A 19,139-nucleotide genomic window follows, 5' to 3' on the forward strand; every position below is an offset into this window, starting at 1 on the left:
CAAAAAAACCAACAGAAAAATAAATCTGTTGGCTTTTTGTTTCTCCGTGGAAAATTAGTATTTGTTTAGCTCCTGAATCGAAGTTTGAATGATGACTGGATTCATTTTAGGATCCAACCATTTCAGGATGTTGACAACATTCGTTTGAGAAGTGGAAGTACATCCCAGCGTATAGCCACTTCCAATGTGGAAGAAAATCGCACTACCTTTATTCGGAGTTCGTTGTGTATTGTAGTTGATAACGAAACCGTAGGTATAAGCTGCGATGTTCATGTTTTCAGCACTCTTCCATTGACCTTGTGTTTTACTTCTTGATTGCCAAGTGTTGTAAAGTTTTGAAGTTGGATCATCTACCCAAACATCATCGCTTGTGATTTTTCTATAAGGCATTTTGGTTCCTGGATTTCCATAACGTCCAAATGTGGTTCCAATTGAATACTTCCCAATTGGAGATTTTTTACCGCCTTCTTGCATATTTGCTGCAGTGGCAAATCCATATTTACCAATATGGCCTGTTGTGGTTAAAACAGGAACCCATTTCCCTTGGGAGTTTCTCTCAAAGGTACGAATTTCAGCATTTGAGGTATTGTAGCCATTAGAAGTCACAAGAATTAGCTGTTTGTTGCTTCCTACTGTCTTTAAACCTTCCGCCAAATTCTTAATCGAGGCTGCAGGTTTTTTTGTAGTTAGGTATTGATTGGATGCCCAACCTGTTTTACCAGCAACAGTTACTTTATCCCAAGAGCCTTTAGTTTGTGAAACAGTGACAGCTTGGTTTTGCTTAACGGTTATTACAATTTTGTAGGTCGTCCCTGGACCTGTTCTGACATTCAATGCAGTCGCTGTTACATATTTTGTTACGCTTGCCGCAGCTTGAACCGGTTTAACTACAAGAAAGCCTGTAAATAAAAGAAGCATGGCAACAAAGATGGCAAATCCCTTTTTAAACATCTACTTAACTTCCCCATTCTAGTTATAATGAATTTTCCATTTTTATTATATAACGATTATATCATCCTATTTCAATAGGAATTAAGTAGTAAGTGTAAAAATGGTTTAACTAAATTAGTTTACTTTATTACTGTTATGGTCCTTGTCGCGCTGACCTTGCCGTTTTTATCCTTCGCGCTCACATACAGCTTGGTGCCTGCTTTTTGCTTTGGAATTAGTACCTTATAGTAGCCATTGCTGCTAGCCTTTGCTGTGTATGTCACTCTAACAGCAGTACTCTCTCCGATAGTACCGCTATTGTCATTCTACTTGTAACTTGCGTAATGTAAAATTCCATCTGCTATATTGGTAAGTAAATTTTTAAGGTAAAGTGGGTCTGATAGGTTCTTATCCTCTGTTGGGTTGGTCATAAAACCCAATTCCACAAGTGTACTCGGGACCTTGGACCAGTTGAACCCAGACATGTCACCTCTGTATGAAATCCCATTTACTTTAACGGATGAATTTTTTTTGGTTTCTTCAATAATGAACTGGGAAGCTTTTAAACTATCATCGAAGATTGTTTTTGTATATGGACTGTTATTTGCCGGTGTGAGCACCGAAAGACCATGAACATTTCGATCTGTTGAGCCATCGGCGTGAATACGGACAAATAGATCAGCGGTATTTTGATTGGCAACCTCAGCTCTTTCTCTGTTACTTATGTTTACGTCGTTCGTTGTTCTGGTGAAAATAACCTTAATCCCTCTGCTTTCCAGCAATTGGCCAAGAATAAGTGATGCCTCCAAAGTTAACTTATATTCTGGTTTCCCAGTTGCCACTCCTGAAGTCCCACCAGTAACCTTCATCTTCGTTTCTTTAGCACTAGGGCCAATAGGCTCCGGTGCCGTATTAGCTCGATTTTGATGACCTGGATCAATCACCACTAGAAATTCACTTTGAGCCACCTTTTTTTCCTCAGAATTATCTGATACCGCAGTTGCACGGGTGCTATCAGGAACCACATTCTTCTGGGCTGTTTTTTTAGATGCCTTCTCATTATTGCCAGGGGCGCTATTTTTCCCTTCCTCATTCAAGGAGGCAACAGAATCATTTTTTACCTGTTCAACCTCTTTTTTTACTTCTATTGTTTTGTCCTCTTGTTTATTATTAACTTTTAACATATTGTCCTTCTCTGCTGAATGGGTAACATATAAAAATATCGCCACTAGGATTAGCAGAGAAAGTAGGATAATTCCCAAGTTGATTGTTTTATACCTCACTGCAAGGACCTCTCTCTGCTCTGAATCAATTCAGCATTATATTTTTCTGTATCGCTTAAGGCACTTTCATCAAAAGAAGTATCTGCATGATACCAGCTTTTTAAAGTAGGAATTTAAATCCTCCGATTTAAAAATATAGCCATGCCGTGCGTAGATTTCGTTTCTTGCTAATCGAAGATGTTCAAGTGAAAAGCTAGCCCTTCAGAACTCTCGTAGAATTTCGAGAGATGTTTCCATGATTATCACCTCCCTCCCAAAACGGAAAGAAGCGTAACAACCAACCACCCCAACAATATTCAGCTGCAACTTAATTCTATCATTTTATATCTGTCTAAAAGACTATCAATCTTCGACAAAACTCGGGGCGTGACAGGCACCGGGATTTAAGAAAGACGTGAAAACAATTGTATCTAAAAATACAATATAGAAAGCAATATCAGTCAATATACACTAAAATTCAAGCAGTTTTGGAGAATGTTTTTTATTATTGGGAAGGTTACAATAAACGTAACATTTGATAACGCTTACTTAGGTAAGGGTGAGTGTTTTGGATAAATTAGAAGTAGCCCATAAAAGAAGAAACATTATGGATCAATGGATTTCTACATTTTATCAAATCCAGGGAGTGGTTAACTGCCGTACTTGACTATGGTTATGGTGAAACTGGTGTATTTGATACTTGCAACTCATGATGTAGTGGGAATAGACCGTTTTTAAATCCACCGATTATGGAATAGAGGTAAAGGGTAAACCAGACACAATTCATTTCTAAGAAAAGCCTTTTCCCATCCAATTTGGCGCATGCCGATAGTCTTTTTTATACTAAGGAGAGATACCATGAATGAATCAATTAAAAAGACTCATCGTCCACCATATGGGATTCTTGCTGTGCTTATGGTTGGAACATTTATTACATTTTTAAATAATACGTTATTAAATATCGCACTGCCATCGATAATGAAGGACTTAGATATTGACACAGCAACCGTTCAATGGCTAACGACAGTCTTTATGTTAGTAAGCGGGGTATTGATTCCAACAACCGCATTCTTATTTCAAAAATTTTCCGTCCGGCAATTATTCTTGGGAGCAATGGGCATATTTGCAATAGGGACGATTATAGCCGGCAGTACCGATTTCTTTACCATTTTATTGATTGGACGGATTTTTCAAGCGGCAGGAGCTGCGATCATGATGCCGGTATTAATGAATGTCATGCTAGTGAGCTTCCCGATTGAAAAGCGTGGGGCAGCAATGGGAGTATTTGGTTTAATTATAATGTTCGCTCCAGCAATAGGTCCTACTTTATCAGGGTGGATCATTGAACACTATCACTGGAGAATGCTTTTCCACTTTATCACACCTATCGCTATTATCGTAATTTTGATTGGCCTTTTCTCGCTCAAAGACAAAAAGGATAAAAGTGATATTAAACTTGATTTATTTTCGCTTTTGTTATCTAGCATTGGTTTTGGGGGGATATTATTCGGTTTTAGTTTTGCCGGCAGTAAGGGCTGGAGCAGTGCGCTAGTGTATATGCCGATTTTAATCGGGATTATTTCCTTAATATGGTTCATTTTACGGCAAACAAAGCAAGAACTTCCCATGCTTAATTTTCGTGTGTTTAAATACCCAATGTTTTCGCTCTCGGCAACGATTTCTATTGTGCTTAATATGGCAATGTTTTCAGGGTTTTTACTATTGCCAATCTATGTCCAAACAATACGCGGAATATCGCCGTTGGACACGGGATTATTGCTGCTTCCAGGAGCGCTTTTGATGGCCATTATGTCACCCATTACAGGAAGATTATTTGATAAGTTTGGGGGACGTATGTTAGCGGTCATCGGCTTAATTATCACAACAATTACAACATATTATTTCAGCAAGTTAACATATACAACTCCCTACAATTACTTAGTGATTTTACACGCTATAAGGATGTTAGGTATATCAATGGTGATGATGCCAGTTTCAACAAATGGCTTAAATCAATTGCCAGCAAGTCTCTATCCACATGGTACGGCCATGAACAACACAATAAATCAGGTATCCGGAGCCATCGGAACTGCCTTATTGGTCACAGTAATGTCCACTTATTCGAGATCATACGCCGAGCAATTAACGGAAGATGCTTTAAAAGCTGCACCAGAAGCAGGAATGGCTGAAATACAGGAGCAAATTGCCATGAAAGCTATGCTTGAAGGAATCAATTATACTTTCTTTTTGTCAGCCTTAATTGCTTGTTTTGCCCTGCTTCTTTCCTTCTTTATCAAACGGGCAAAACAAGCGGAAGATCCCATAGAAGAAAAAACATCTGAAAAAAGTTTACACGTAAATTTGCAGAGTATTAGACTTTCCCGTACTCAAGAACAAAATCGCTAACGCGACTTAACCACGTCCCAAGTGAAGATAAATCACTTGGGATTTTTATCGCTCTACGTATAGTACCACCACACTTAAAACACAACTGCTACTACGAGTTATTCCGCCCCTATACATGGCATTGGTACTCTGATTCTCATGCGCCTTCCACTTGAATCTCTCCCTTGGCATCCATGTCGTAGGTTCCCACGTTCCACACAAAAGCCTGTATTAAGTTTACGCCGCCTTTATACCGGCCACCGAAGGGACAGTAAACAGGTTTCCTCCGAACTTATACTGAGCCAACGACTCCCTCTCAGTTTTGATGACAATTATAGGCTTATTTTTTTTGGTGTTCCATATCCATTAAAGGACGAATTAAATATGAATTAATACAAAAAAACCCTAGCATTTGCCAGGGTTCCGATTTTTTTATATTGCTGCTGTATCTATATTTTTCCCTTTTGCTTTCATTTCTGCAATACCTGCTTGAATTTTTTCCATTTCCTTTTGATCCAGTTTATAGAACTTCATTGCAGCAATTGACACTGTTAAACAAAGTGCTGGTAAACCGAATGCTAACAATAATGTTACAACAAACAATGGTTGTGTTAAGGCTTCACCAACCTCAGGGAATTTTGATGTGTATCCAATGATTCCAACGATTGCACCAACGATTGTAGGAGCTAACGATGAAACAAGTTGATCAATGAATGAGAAAATCGTGCCCATCATACCTGGTACATAACGTCCAGATTTATTTGTTTCATAGTCAGAAACATCTGCAATCATCGGAACGACAAGCGTCGTCGGAATACTTGCAAAGCCTATTGCTAATGAATATAAGACCAAGAATAAGATAGTGGCAACCCCGATATTGTCGAGTGAGATTGCTGACGGATTATCGATTAGCAAGAATAGAGCAATCAATCCCAAGAAGGACAGCGTCCCGATCCAAGCTGAAGTAACATACGATTTCTTTAACCCTGTCTTTCTTGCTACTCCAACCACTAAGAAAGTAATTAATAATGTTGGAACCAACGTAATAAGACCTATTTTACCGCTTAATGCATAATCTCCTAGTAAAATACCAAACAACATAACTCCAACAACGGAATATCGAGATATACTAGTTGCTAGTTTATCGAAAGAAGCCGAAAGTGAAAGCAACTGTAATGGTCTGTTTCCTTTAACAACGCTCCAATATTCACGTACAGTCGTTTTTGTTGTCTCCTCTGCTAATCCATAGAATTCCTTCTTATCTTTTGACCATATACCCACGATCGCTAGTACAGCAAATACAGCCGAAAGAATAAGTCCATAACTATTTAATTCCCTAAACAATGGAAGTTTAAAACCACCGTGTTTTGCTACTAGATAGCTAGCAACGAAAATTTGACCACCAGTGAAAATCCCAGCATTATAAATCCCATCAAAAATTGCATATAATGGTCGCTGCTTTGGATTATTTGTTAGTACAGTTTGTGCTGCTTTGGTAACACTAGTTTGTAATGAATATCCAATTTTATTAACAATCAACATTGCCGTAAAGAATAGAAACTGTGCTGATTCTGGCAATAGATGAGTAACATTGTAGATAACTATGATGGTACCAGCTGAAATAATATTTCCTAATACAATCAATGGCGTAAACTTACCAAACTTGGACTCTGTTTTATCGATAATGAATCCAATAGCTGGGTCAATAATCCCATCAAATAGTCGTGCCGCCATCAATACTGAACTGATCATCATAACAGCAAGCCCGGCAATCCCCGTTGCATAATAAGTGACAAAGCCTAACACAAACAAATGAAGATTTGTTGAAGTATTATTTAGAGTAAATAAAGCAATTTGCCATAATTTCGCTCTGTTATATTGCTGACCGCTTTCCATTTTTACACTTGACATGATTCCGCCCCCTCGTAATATAACGCTTTCATTTTATCGAATATTACAAAAAATTAACTCTCCAATAACCCCTATCAAACCCGCCAAATCTTGTTCACCAAACAAACAATACCCCTTTGACTAACCGCTACTCTTCTTAAATTGTAAGCCCTTTCATTTTAGTTTAAAAAAATAAATAAATTAACCTATCACTAAAAATTATTATCCTATTTACCAATTAGTTTATTAAACTAATTAATAAATTAAGAATAACCCCCCCCTTGATTTCTGGTATTTTACCTTCGCCAGTTCCACAGACAACATTTTGACTATCGGATGTTACAGCATCCTTTATGTGTATATAAACAATCTCATCTTTTAAGAGATCATAACACTCTTGAGCATCTTCACCGCACTAGACGAAATTAGCGAAGTCGAAAATCCCTTCAAAATAAGGAGAACCAACTTCTGTTAAAATCTCATGACAGCGTCTTGCAATATCACCAAAGATATCTTTTTCATTTTCGTGCAGTAAAATAACATCGTATCTTTCCGCAATGGCTGCATACTCTTTTATTTTGCTAATGACATCTGCACGATAGTGATCGGCATCCTCACCCTTAGGTATATAGAAGCTGAAGATACGAATATATTTGCAATTAAGCAAGTTACTAATTTGACAAAGCGTGTCCAACATAAGCTTTTGTTTGGTAAAGCCTTCTTCGTCGTTGATGTATACCTTACTAATGGCGAGCCAATAGATGAAACGCCAATCCCAGCTTTTTGAAGCTCACACCCTTACAAGTAGGCGCTATCAATGTGTAAGGTTTAGTTGAGCTTAGTTTTATTTTATTGCACATACATTAAAAATTCATTCTCCAAAACTGCTCAAAAAAACCCAATTTTTGACTGATATTGCTGAGTATTCCATACAAACTGGATGGAATAAGCAAATACATTAAAAACATAAAAGAGACAAAAACTAACCCAATAGGGTTGTTTTTGTCTCAATTTTTAACGTGTCTAAAATTTATAATTAAAAAGATTTAAAACTCTCCAGTTCTTCCTAATACTATTGTAATAGTAATTAAGGCCCCATCATGATTAGTGTGATGCATTCATCAACCCATGTCAGCTGCTTTAATCTATTTAGTTGTTTCTCTCCAACTGCAGTCTGTTCCTGACCCCAAAATTATCGAATGACATTGATTTTCTTATTATACAGTTCACCTTGATTAATTCACCTATTACAATGGGTTTCCATAAAGTCGGATCGTCATCACCATTCTTCCCCGGCAGTCAAATCTAAAACAAATTGACCAGGGATAGCGCGTGCCCCCCCCGATGTAATCTGAACCAAATCGCTAATCTTTGGTGGATGCGGTGAATGTACGACAAACTCCATTAGATTCCTGTGCAGTTTTTCATACGAATATTTCTTTCATAATCTGATTTTCACTTTTAATAATAATGGCGTCCCCTTCAGTATCATATAGTTTATTCCCCTCTAGTTGGATCGAATTCTGCCGGAGGCCTGATTACGGCCATTGAAATGTACCACCTTTGACATAGTTTTTACCACCGAATGACAAAGAATGTACCAAAGAATAACAGACTGTTTACCACTGCAATCCATTTGGGGATAAAAGATATAAAACCACAGTTCTGAGAATCAAAATGTTATAAAAAATTGATTGACTTTCAATAAGATCAGTCTTCTGCAAACGGTCCAGATTAACTCTTGTATTACGTAGTAGACATACTGCGCAATAAACAACTTCTGTTTTAGAGAACTTAGTGAAGAATTTCACTTAAATTAACGGCTTTCTGTACTCTTAATTAAGTCCATAAAATTCTTCCCTAGAATAAATTCCTTATGTTCCCCTGGAATGTCTAAAGAATCAACCCAACTCCTTTTATCCGAGTAATCGTACTCATTAAACTTTTTCATTCCATATGGTCCATCGCAGCCATACAATACTTTTTGATATCCAAGTGCCTGAACTACATTTCTTATGATAGAGGGGGTAAGGTAATCACTTGATGTGTCCACGTACACATTGGGTTTTTCCTTTGCATATTGCCACAGGCTTTTCCAAAAAGGAAGACCTGCATGGGCATAAATAACTTTGAGATTGGGATATTTGTCAGGTAAGTATTTATAGGAATCTGGTTCCGAAGATAGATGAATAATCATTGGGATATCTCTGTTTTGGCAAAAGTATCCAATGGAATCGAGTTTTTTTATACTATATTTATGCATAAATGGATGGGCTTTGACTCCAATAAAACCAGGTAGGTTGAGGTATGTCTCTAACGTCTCCACAGATACTGGAACCGTGGGGTTAACGGCAGCCCAGCCTAGAAAACGATCAGGATAGCGTTTGATCGCATTTGCTACAATATCATTATTTGGCTCGATAAAAATCTTAAAGCTTCCATTGACTTTAAAGTAGCCATCTTTAACTAATCCGTCATAAATCTTAAAGCCTATTTTGGGGAAATTCATGATTAAAAAGCGGAATAAGTGGTGGAGGTTATTCTGGTATGTACTTTCTTTATCATACATGGTTTCATTAAAAGGTGGAATTAATGCGGTTTTCTCAACATTGTTTTTATCCATCTCTTCAATCATTTTTTCTAGCGCTAACATTGTTTCATCAACATGGAAATGGCAATCAATAATCATTTGTAATATCAGTCGTCCTTTCTTATTAAGATTAAAAGTTTAAAATTTAAATATTCAGAATTATATAAATTCTATCACATTCCTACTCAAGTTACCACAAACCGGATCAGGTCTAATTAGAAAAATTTTAATTAATTTAATGCATAGTACAAATATACTATTCAATAGAAAATGATATTCCACAATCGGCGTGATTGCGGATGACCAAAAGCCTAAATCCTCGGTAAAAATAAGGAGGATTTAGGCTTTTTTACTTCAAAATCGTTGACGTTTTTCTATTGGTAAATACTTTGACAGCAAGTGGTAAATTTCGTGGCAACTGATGGTAAAAAACATGGCAGAGATGGTACATTCTTGTGGCTGTAATCAGAGGCCATCCTCCCATATCCACAGCATATCCATAGAGACGGTTCTCATGGTTTTTAATGATGTTAGTACTGACCACAAGAATTGTCTACTGGTCACGCTTTAGATATAAGTGTTCGTGAAACGCCTAAGATTCTTGATATTTGGCGTTGTGACAGGCCTTGGATTCCTTTTGCTTTTTTGAGAATTTCATTTCTTTTGAGTCTTGGTAAACTCTTAACTTGGGCGATTTCAATTCCGTTAAGCAGCATTTTAATCAATTCCCTTGCTTCTTCATCTGTTAATCTTCTTTCATTCATTTGATCATCTAGACATTGGTCCTGATTGACCCTTTCATTAAATTCTTTAAATCTCTCTCTGGCCAGAATGTTATCCTCAGAAAACATTCCCAAAATGAATTCAGAGTCCAGCAGTTTCCTTACCTCATCGTGAGTACCGTAATATTGACGGCAACTGCTCCAGTTCCAATCATCTACCCTTTTGACGATTCTTGCTTTAAGTGGATTTTGGTGGATGTATCTTACCACGGTTAATAAATACTGATCATTTTCTACATTCTCACTCTTGAACCTGTCCTGAAAAAGATGTCCTGATGTTCCGTACCTCCAGTTATAGTACAAGACAAAACTAACACCTATTCTTTTCATTGTAGTCGATATATCTTCATTACCCTCATTTAATAGCAAGTGTACATGATTACTCATCAAACACCAACCGTAAATCTTCACCTTAGTTTTCAACTTATATTTTTGTAAAATCTCAATAAAGCTCAGGCAATCCTCATCATCGTGGAAGATTTCTTGTCTATTGGCACCTCTTAGCATAATATGGTAGATTCCGCTCCCGCTTTTCACTCTGGCTCTTCGAGGCATCTTAATCACCACAGGAAAACATCGGCCTATTCTTTTGCTTTACTCCCCTAAAAGAGCAAGCAAACACCAATATTTGATTTTCTTTTTCTCCGCTCACTGATAGTTCCATTCACTCTTGTAAACGATAAACTAGAATCAACAGTTTTCCGCAAATAAGGTTAAACAGATTTCGACAAATAAGAATCAACAGTTTACCTTAATTAACCCACTTTCTATATACTTAAATCAGTCTATGGAAAGTGAGGAATAAACAGGAGTGGAAAGACTGATGATTTACAACGAGATTCATAGGCTTCGCGGTGAGGGATTTTCAAATAGCGCGATAGCTAGGAAATTAAAGATTTCTAGGAATAGGGTGATAGAATACGGAAGGATGAGCCCAGAAGAGTTTTACTCGTTTGCCATGTCATTACAGAATAGAAGTAAAAAGCTAGATCCCTTTCGGGAGGAAATACTCGGATGGTTAAAGGAGCATCCTGATTTATCAGGAGCGCAAGTATTGGACTGGTTGGGCGAGAAATTAGACGTCAGTTCTGTTACAGAAGGAACTGTAAGAAATTATGTTAATGAGATACGTGAATTTTATCATATCCCTAAAATAAACTCAGAAAGAAATTATAGTACAGTACCTGATCTTCCAATGGGTCAGCAGTTACAAGTAGACTTTGGTCAAATAAGGGTCCCTACAACGAATGGAGCATTCAAACGGCTCTACTTTATTGGATTCGTACTGGCCCATTCCAGATACAAATATGTAGAATGGCTCGATCGGCCGTTTCGAGCATCAGATCTTATTAGAATGCATGAAAATGCCTTCCGTTTTTATGGGGGCATGTCTATTGAAATCGTCTACGATCAAGATCGTTTACTGGCAGTCAGTGAAAATGCCGGAGACCTAATTATGACAGTAGAATTTACTAAGTATCAACAGACAAGAAAGTTTAAGGTCTACCTATGTAGAAAATCTGATCCAGAATCTAAAGGGAAAATTGAGCAGGTAGTAAAGTATGTAAAAAATAATTTCGCGAAGAACCGTACATTCGATAATCTACTAGATTGGCAGGAATCTTGCTTGAGTTGGTCAAAGAGAACAGGAAATTATAAGGTTCATCATAATACGAAAAAGAGACCTGTCGAGGTGTTCGCCCTGGAAAAGCCACACCTACAACCGGTCTCCGGTACTTACATTTTTGAAGATATCTTCGATTCTAGTATAACAAGAACTATTAACAAAGACAATGTTATCCGGTTTGATGGGAATCGGTACAGCGTACCTCGTGGCACTTACCGAAAAGGAGCTCCCAATATTGCTTATGTCGAGACGGATACTGAGTATCTATACATACGACTACGGCAAACTGGGCAGCCACTAGCTAAACATAAAATCGCACAAGGAAGTGGTGCTGTTATTTCAGACCCTTCCCATCGGGAACGTGAACAATCTAAACGTGATTTATTAATACAGCAAATCAAAGAAATGTTAACCGATAAAGAAGCTGCAAATTGGCTAATTGAAATTCTCTTTAATCAATATCCACGCCATATGATAGATCAACTTAAAGTTGTACAATCTGTCATTCTGAAATATCCAGCTTTCATTGATGAGGCACTTAATGAAATGAGACGTTTACGGTTGACTAGTGCAAATGATCTTCGGGATATTGCCATCTCATTAGAAATACAGAGCCGAAAGAAACATAAAGAAACTGGAATCCTGAATGAGAAATATAAGACTTTAGTTGCCCCCCAACGAAGAGAAGATATTTATTTAAGTGTCCTTCAGGGAGGATCAAACCGATGAGCCAACCTTACGAATCACTACAGGATAAATGTCGAACCTTACGTCTGGCTGAAACAGCCAAGGAGTTACCTTCTCTTCTAAGGGAAGCTGAAGCAAAGGGATGGACATATCATGAATTCATCCATGAGTTTCTTAGTCATGAAATGCGTAGTAGGGAAAGAAAAAACAGTGAAAGACTAATGAAGTGGGCAGAGTTTCCAGAAGCTTTGACATTTGTGTCAACAACGGTTTATTTTTCCCCATTTCCAACGGTTAAAAAATCCCCAATTTCAGCGTTCAACCTTGTATTGGTTGAACGCCAGCCCGTTGTTTTTCTCTTAACCTATATGATTGTCCTTTAATATTAAACGTTATTGAATGGTGCAATAAACGGTCGAGAACGGCCGTAGCTAAAACATCATCTCCAAATATTTTCCCCCATTCAACATAGGATTTATTGGACGTAATGATTATAGATCCATGCTCATACCTTTTTGAAATGATTTGAAACAATAGATTAGCACTAAGCTCATCAAATGGAAAATAACCCATTTCGTCAATAACTAATACTTCAGGAACACACAATTTATTAACTAGGCGGGCAGTAGTTCCACGCTGCTCAGCCTTTTTACAAGATAAAATAAAATCATCACATCTGGTGTAATAGGCTGTATTTCCTTGTTCTATTGCTTCAATTGTTAGACCTATTGCTAGGTGAGTTTTCCCTACTCCTGGCGGACCCAGGAGTAAGATGTTTTCTCCATTTTGGATGAAACGACAAGTCATTACCTCTTTTACTCTACGTTCATTGACGCTTGTTTGAAATTCAAAATCAAAGTCCTCAATTTTTTTATAAAATGGTAGTTTAGATTTTTTAAGCCGTCTTTCAAGGTTTTGTCTCTCTTTACTTTCAATTTCTTGTAATAAAACGATGTTAAGAAAGTCAGAATATGATACATTATCTTTAGAGGCATCCTCTAAAATGCCTTCGATTCGATTTGAGGTTAAATGAAAACCTACACTTTTAAGACGTTCAGTTAGAAGGTCAGTGTTCATTCATATTCACCAACCTTTGACTGTTCTTCATACACCAAGAGGGAACGTTGTTCCACTTTTGGACCAGAGAGAGGATTGTGACCGGTCGCCAAACCTTTAGGTGTCACTTTCGTCTCTTCTTTTTTATTTTCTTTGTAATGTTTCAATTGAGCGATTGATTTGGTATTCCCATTGATCATTGGATGTGTCGCAATACAATCTAGTTCATAGTAAACTTCGATATGGTGTTCTAAAGTCTCTTTAATCTTCACTTCTGCTCCCTTATAACGGTAGGGGACAGAGTACAGTTTATTCTCGTAAGAGATATAACCCTGTTGGTCAACACTAGTAGTTGTCCATCTACTCATTGGGAATAGAGGGCGTTGGTTCCAATTTAGTAATTTCTCTTGTTCCACTTCAAACCGTTCAAACGGTGATTCCTTGGTTGTTTGATTAGGCTTCTTATTAGCTATTTTGTCCAACCATTCTATTAGACTCTCATTCATCTTAACTAGGGATGGCTCCAACTTTCGCTGCATAAAATTTTTCTTCACATATCCAACTGCACTTTCCACTTTACCTTTAGATTGAGGACGAGCTGGTTTACAAGCTTTTGGAACAATGCCATAGTAAGCTAAAAACTCCTCAAATTTTCTATTGAATCTAATTTCAGTCGGGCTATGCTTAATCACTACAGTCTTCATGTTGTCATAAAGAATTTGTGATGGAACACCATTAAAATACGAGAAAGCATTCATGTGACACTTCATCAGTTGTTCCATGTTCATTGTTGTTGTAATCTCCATGTATTTCATTCTTGAATATCCAAGGACGATGACGAATACATAAAGTTTCTGTTTCTTACCGTCAATCTCGTGTTCTCCTAATTCACCCCAATCCATTTGAGCTTGTTTACCTGGAGGAGTTTCAAAACGGATACTTGACTGCTTATTAGGTTTTTCACGAAAGGGACTAATAAACTCCCTTAGTATTGTCATTTGGCCATCATAGCCCATTCCCTGTATCTCTTCTAACAAAACTACACAATTTGTGGTTCCTTCTTTAAGTCTCTTTAACAAATACTCTTTATAGTCATCTAATTTGCTTCCTTTACTTTTTTTATCCCCCTTTCTTTTAGGAAGTTGATTCTGGTTTATGTACTTCCTAATAGTCTTTCTATCGAACCCTGTTTCTTCTGAAATTGCAGTCTGAGTCCATCCTTTTTGATGTAACTCTCTGATCATAAAAAATTCCCCATCCTTCAACATGTTGTCTCTCCACTCAAAAAAATTTTGATGTATCGAGACAATTATCCGTTATTTTCGGGGAATTTTTAACCGTTTATATTGGGGATTTTAACACCGTTTTTCACATTTGAGAACTTTCGACTTGAGGAACAGACAGCGATTGGAGAAAAACAACTGAATATATTAAAACAATTATCATGGGTCGATGAGTATTTTACCTTAATTATGATGGGACCAACGGGTGTCGGCAAGACTCATCTATCAACTGCCTTGGGTATTCACGCTATTGAGCGTGGATACCAGGTTTCTTTTATATCAATGGATCGTTTGATTTATGTATTGAAATCAAGAGAGTATATCAGTAAATCTAAAACAAGGTACAACCGTATTATCAAATCTGACCTGATTATCATCGATGATGTCATGTATATGGCTTATGAACCACAGGATGCCCATTTATTCTTCCAGTTTATTTATGAGATGTATGACAAAGCTGCATTTATCCTTACATCTAATAAAGGTCCTGGAGAATGGGGAAAGTTCCTTGGGGATACGACACTTACGACAGCAATATTGGATCGTCTCCTTCATCGGAGTGAAATTTTGACTTTCAGCGAAGAACAGGACAGTATCAGAATGAAATACAGAAAAGCATTATTTGATAATCAAAGTGTTGAATCTTAATTGATGAAAACTGTTTAATCTTATTTACTAAAAACTGTTGATTTCTACTTGACGGTTACAACTCTTCTCCCCTGCCTTTGTTTCACGAGGCGCCATTTCTTTTGGCTTATCTATTTTCCTTAATTGTATAGCCTCCCTAAGAGCCTCATTCGATATTGATTTTTCCCCATTTAAGTCAGCAATTGTTCTTGCTAAGCGGATAATCTTTATTTGCACACGGTTACTAAGTCCTTGCTTGATTGACATACTTTGTAGGAATTGCTGCTGTCTGCTGGTTAAAGGAGATTCACCAATCAACTGTTCAAATGGGACACTTCCATTACAAATCTCTTTAGAGTACCGTTTATATTGTGTTTCTCTAGCAGCGATAACCCGCTTTTGTATTTCATCTGATGATTCAATTCCTTTGAAATCGTGATCCTTCAGATTAACTGGCTTTAAAGATAGCAGAATATCTATTCTATCTAAGATAGGACCTGAGACGCGATTTTGATACGATTTAATTTGATTTTCAGAACAGGTACAATATTGCTGACTGGAACCAAAATAACCGCAAGGACAGGGGTTCATGGCAGCGATAAAAATAAACTTTGCGGGATACGTCACAGTAGAATGGACACGACTGATCGTTACCTTCTCATTTTCTAATGGCTGTCTTAGCATATCTAATGTTTTCTTTGAAAATTCCCCTAATTCATCTAGAAAGAGAACACCGCGATGGGCTAACGACACTTCACCGGGTTTCGGATTGGTACCACCACCGATAATCGAAACAGATGAGGCAGAATGATGTGGATGACGAAATGAAGGTAAGGATAGTGAATGATAGGGAGCACCGGCTAGTTGGTAGAGACTTATTTTCTCCAACTGAGCTTCTTTGGATAAGGAAGGGAGGATCGAGGGGAAGGTTTCAGCTAGTAAACTCTTACCACATCCGGGTGGACCGTCCATCAAAACATAGTGTTCACCACTTGCAGCAATTTCTAGTGCTCTTTTTGCAATTTCATGGCCTATAATCTGGTTAAAATCCCTTTCTACCACCATGTGATCTTCCAGCAGTTCAATTGGTTGAAGAAGAGGAAGCATCGGCCTGCCCGCTAAATGGTCCGTGACATCTTGAAGCGTCTCTATGTAAACTAGCTCTAAATCAGTCAATTCAATTTTAGGGATGGTAGGGTCAAAGGGGAGAAAAAGCTTTTTTAACTTCAGTTTTTTCGCTGCTAGGATAGCTGCAATCATTCCTTCCACCGGAAGTATTGTTCCGTCTAATGATATAGCTCCAATAAAACCAGTATCGTTAGGAATTTTCTCCTTTACAAACTTCCCACTTATTAATACTCCAATAGCAATCGATAGATCAAATAATGGACCATTTTTCTTTTGTTCAGCAGGCGATAGATTAATGGTTACTTTCATATCTACTAAAGAATTACCCATACTATGCAGGGCAGCTGCAACCCGTTCCTTTGATTCTTTTACCGACGCATCAGGGAGCCCGACAATCACAATGGATTCAATTCCCTCTTTCACCTGAACCTCCACTTGGACACGGTATCCCTCCAAGCCCTTTAGTCCAATGCTTGTAACTTTTACTGACATGTTTAAATTCCCTCCTCGAATATATAGTGGATATTTTCTATTTCTCAAAGTGGAGATTATGAATAGTTACTAGTACACAATGGTGAAGTATTCAAGAGTAGTTATATCATGGGATCAAGTGGTGAAAAATTTAAATAAAGGATTGGATAGGGTAGTAAGGTTGAAATGGAATGAAACAGATAGATGATATGTTTCCATTGGTGGATAAACACACGAGGGGATCTTTAGCGGAAAGAAAGGAGTAAACTATTTCTATCAAACCTATCATACACTAATTTCCAAAATACTTCATTCACTTTTTGCTTATACCCTGCTTAAAAAATCAGGATAAAGCCGGTAGAACCGTCCCCATGGTCTTTCAAAAATCGCTGCTAGTATCCACCATCTTCTATATTCAACTGTAAATCTCCAGCCCTTTTGTTAAAAAATAACAACCCCCTATGCCAGGTTAGTAGGCAAGGGGGAGAATCGTTCAATTAGTTATAATAGTATTCACTTTATTCATTACGGAATTTTGAATGGAAGATAACTTCTCCTGACTGTCTTTCATAGACGTGCCTTTCACCCCAAAATAAAACTTCGCTTTTGGCTCTGTTCCAGATGGACGAAGACAGAACCATGAACCATCCTCCAAATGATACTTTAGGACATTGGATTGTGGCAGATCAATCTTGCTTTCTGTACCATTTGCGAACCTTACAGAAGTTGAATAATCCTCAATAGCTGCTACCTCAATTCCAGCCACTTCCCTTAATCGTTCACTTCTAAATGTATCCATTAAACCAGAAATTTGTTCTGCACCATTTTTTCCTTTTAAGGTAATCGATTGGAGAGATTCTTGAAAGAAACCATACTTTTCAAAAATAGCTAAGAGCCCCTCATACATGGTCATGCCCTTTGACTTATAAAACGCAGCAACTTCGGCAGCAAAGATTGCTGATTGAACCGCATCCTTGTCACGAACAAAGTCTCCAATCAAATAGCCATAACTTTCTTCATACCCAAATAAGAAGGTAGAAGCGCCAGTCTGCTCAAACTCATTAATCTTTTCTCCAATGAATTTAAATCCGGTTAGAGTATCCATTGCTTGTATTCCATAATGCTCTGCAATAGCTCGGCCGATTTCGGAGGTAACAATCGTTTTGATTACGACACCATTTTCAGGCAGCGTCCCTTTTGCTTGTTTTTGTGATAACAAATATTCCAGCATTAAGGCACCCATCTGGTTACCGGTCAGAACCACATACTCACCTTCACCATTTTTGACTGCCACACCTAAACGGTCTGCATCTGGGTCCGTAGCCATTAGGATATCTGCATTGATCTTTACTCCATACTGAATTGCCAATTCAAAGGCCGCGTGTTCTTCAGGGTTCGGAGATTTCACGGTAGAGAAGTTTGCATCAGGCAGCTCCTGCTCCTTAACAACGGTGACATTCACAAAGCCAAATGCCTCTAGTCCCGAACGAACTAGTTTATTCCCAGTCCCATGTAATGGAGAATAAACCACTCGCGTGTCTTTTGCTACGCCTGCAACCACTTCTGGGTTTAATTGAAGTGTTTTTAATTGTTCAACATAAGCTTGATCTATCTCTTCACCTATGTAGGTTAATAATCCGCTTGTAAGTAGTCCTTGTTCTTCTGCTACTTCAACAGTTAACTCATTTTCAACCTCATCTACATAACGAATAATGGTATCGGCTGCTTCTGGTGGAATCTGGCCTCCGTCTTCACCGTAGACTTTAAAACCGTTATATTCTGGCGGATTATGACTAGCTGTTATCACTACGCCTGAAACGGCATTTAGATATCTAACCGCGAAAGATAGTACAGGAGTAGGCCGAAGTTCATCAAATACATAAGCCTTTATGCCATGCTTTCCAACGGTTTTAGCCACCTCTAACGCAAACTCTGGAGATTTATGACGGGAATCATATGCGATAACTAGACCACGATGTTTAGCTGCTTCCCCTTGTTCTACAATATACTGCGCTAACCCCTCAGCAGCTCTGCGGATGGTATAGGTATTTAAGCGATTAATGCCAGGTCCAAGTTCTCCACGCATTCCGCCCGTGCCGAATTCTAAGTGTTTATAAAAACAGTCTTCTAGTAACTTTTTATTACTTTCCATTTCATGTAATTTAGCTTTAAGGTCTTTATCTAATTTATAAAATGAAGACCAATTTTCAGAAATATCTAACCAAGTAATCATAAATTCTCCCTTTTTCTCTAAGATGTCTATTATGTAATAATACTTATAAACAATAATCGGATAAATAATTGGTTGTTCTCAACTATAAAAAGCAAAAAGATAGGGAGGACAGATGTCCTCCCCAAATTATAATAAAACCACTGTTGCTTTTTCATATGGATACTGATTTCAATGACGTCTACCATTAC

At 37.8% G+C, this 19,139-nt stretch carries 14 protein-coding genes and 2 pseudogenes; 4 read left to right on the top strand and 12 right to left on the bottom strand.

Going from position 1 to position 19,139, the window contains the following annotated elements; genetic code table 11:
• Positions 1 to 54 precede the first annotated feature (54 nt).
• The 4 genes from ACSU6B_RS17470 to ACSU6B_RS17485 all read right to left on the bottom strand — a co-directional run bounded on the left by ACSU6B_RS17470 (position 55) and on the right by ACSU6B_RS17485 (position 2,369).
• A complete protein-coding gene (locus ACSU6B_RS17470; RefSeq protein ID WP_410887133.1) occupies positions 55 to 951 on the bottom strand; it encodes an SH3 domain-containing protein in 897 nt (298 codons plus the stop codon).
• 119 nt (positions 952 to 1,070) lie between these two features.
• Positions 1,071 to 1,214, bottom strand: coding sequence for an Ig-like domain-containing protein (locus ACSU6B_RS17475; RefSeq protein ID WP_168241145.1), 144 nt, complete (start codon positions 1,212 to 1,214; stop codon positions 1,071 to 1,073).
• Positions 1,215 to 1,256: 42 nt separating this feature from the next.
• Positions 1,257 to 2,213, bottom strand: a complete 957-nt coding sequence (locus tag ACSU6B_RS17480; protein ID WP_410887136.1) for an N-acetylmuramoyl-L-alanine amidase family protein — start codon at positions 2,211 to 2,213, stop codon at positions 1,257 to 1,259.
• A gap of 69 nt (positions 2,214 to 2,282) precedes the next feature.
• A complete protein-coding gene (locus ACSU6B_RS17485; protein ID WP_410887226.1) occupies positions 2,283 to 2,369 on the bottom strand; it encodes a YARHG domain-containing protein in 87 nt (28 codons plus the stop codon).
• Between the two features lie 681 nt (positions 2,370 to 3,050).
• On the opposite strand from ACSU6B_RS17485, the gene ACSU6B_RS17490 reads away from it, so the two are divergent.
• Positions 3,051 to 4,598 carry a DHA2 family efflux MFS transporter permease subunit gene (locus tag ACSU6B_RS17490; protein WP_410887138.1) on the top strand — a complete coding sequence of 516 codons (1,548 nt, stop codon included), beginning with the start codon at positions 3,051 to 3,053 and terminating at the stop codon, positions 4,596 to 4,598.
• Between the two features lie 411 nt (positions 4,599 to 5,009).
• Here the strand turns inward: ACSU6B_RS17490 and ACSU6B_RS17495 are convergent, their stop codons facing one another.
• The 4 genes from ACSU6B_RS17495 to ACSU6B_RS17510 form a co-directional block, all read right to left on the bottom strand.
• A complete protein-coding gene (locus ACSU6B_RS17495; RefSeq protein WP_410887140.1) occupies positions 5,010 to 6,488 on the bottom strand; it encodes an MFS transporter in 1,479 nt (492 codons plus the stop codon).
• 394 nt (positions 6,489 to 6,882) lie between these two features.
• Positions 6,883 to 7,134 (bottom strand): hypothetical protein, encoded by a 252-nt coding sequence (locus ACSU6B_RS17500; protein ID WP_410887142.1) that lies wholly within the window; start codon positions 7,132 to 7,134, stop codon positions 6,883 to 6,885.
• Positions 7,135 to 8,283: 1,149 nt separating this feature from the next.
• Positions 8,284 to 9,156 carry an amidohydrolase family protein gene (locus ACSU6B_RS17505; protein WP_410887144.1) on the bottom strand — a complete coding sequence of 291 codons (873 nt, stop codon included), beginning with the start codon at positions 9,154 to 9,156 and terminating at the stop codon, positions 8,284 to 8,286.
• Between the two features lie 461 nt (positions 9,157 to 9,617).
• The gene (locus tag ACSU6B_RS17510; protein ID WP_410887146.1) at positions 9,618 to 10,394 is read right to left on the bottom strand and encodes an REP-associated tyrosine transposase; all 777 of its coding nucleotides are present in this window, start codon (positions 10,392 to 10,394) and stop codon (positions 9,618 to 9,620) included.
• A 268-nt stretch (positions 10,395 to 10,662) separates the two neighbouring features.
• Between ACSU6B_RS17510 and istA (ACSU6B_RS17515) the strand changes: the two genes are divergently transcribed.
• Positions 10,663 to 12,195: an IS21 family transposase gene (istA, locus tag ACSU6B_RS17515; protein ID WP_410887148.1), complete on the top strand. Its 1,533-nt coding sequence runs from the start codon at positions 10,663 to 10,665 to the stop codon at positions 12,193 to 12,195.
• Positions 12,192 to 12,410, top strand: a pseudogene (locus ACSU6B_RS17520) (ATP-binding protein); the annotation flags it as partial. The gene istA (ACSU6B_RS17515) and the pseudogene ACSU6B_RS17520, both read left to right, overlap by 4 nt.
• A gap of 61 nt (positions 12,411 to 12,471) precedes the next feature.
• Here ACSU6B_RS17520 and istB read toward each other — a convergent pair.
• Both istB and istA (ACSU6B_RS17530) read right to left on the bottom strand, forming a co-directional pair.
• A complete protein-coding gene (gene istB, locus ACSU6B_RS17525) occupies positions 12,472 to 13,230 on the bottom strand; it encodes an IS21-like element helper ATPase IstB (protein ID WP_410887152.1) in 759 nt (252 codons plus the stop codon).
• Positions 13,227 to 14,477, bottom strand: coding sequence for an IS21 family transposase (istA, locus tag ACSU6B_RS17530; RefSeq protein WP_410887154.1), 1,251 nt, complete (start codon positions 14,475 to 14,477; stop codon positions 13,227 to 13,229). The genes istB and istA (ACSU6B_RS17530) overlap by 4 nt, the downstream gene beginning before the upstream one ends.
• 102 nt (positions 14,478 to 14,579) lie before the next feature.
• On the opposite strand from istA (ACSU6B_RS17530), the pseudogene ACSU6B_RS17535 reads away from it, so the two are divergent.
• Positions 14,580 to 15,140, top strand: a pseudogene (locus ACSU6B_RS17535) (ATP-binding protein); the annotation flags it as partial.
• Positions 15,141 to 15,167: 27 nt separating this feature from the next.
• Here ACSU6B_RS17535 and ACSU6B_RS17540 read toward each other — a convergent pair.
• Positions 15,168 to 16,739: a YifB family Mg chelatase-like AAA ATPase gene (locus ACSU6B_RS17540; RefSeq protein ID WP_410887158.1), complete on the bottom strand. Its 1,572-nt coding sequence runs from the start codon at positions 16,737 to 16,739 to the stop codon at positions 15,168 to 15,170.
• 472 nt (positions 16,740 to 17,211) lie between these two features.
• Entirely contained in the window at positions 17,212 to 18,951 is a 1,740-nt protein-coding gene (locus tag ACSU6B_RS17545; RefSeq protein ID WP_410887160.1) for a phospho-sugar mutase, read from the bottom strand.
• Between the last annotated feature and the right edge of the window lie 188 nt (positions 18,952 to 19,139).

Source organism: Neobacillus sp. C211 (assembly GCF_051842875.1).
Lineage (GTDB): Bacteria > Bacillota > Bacilli > Bacillales > Cytobacillaceae > Neobacillus.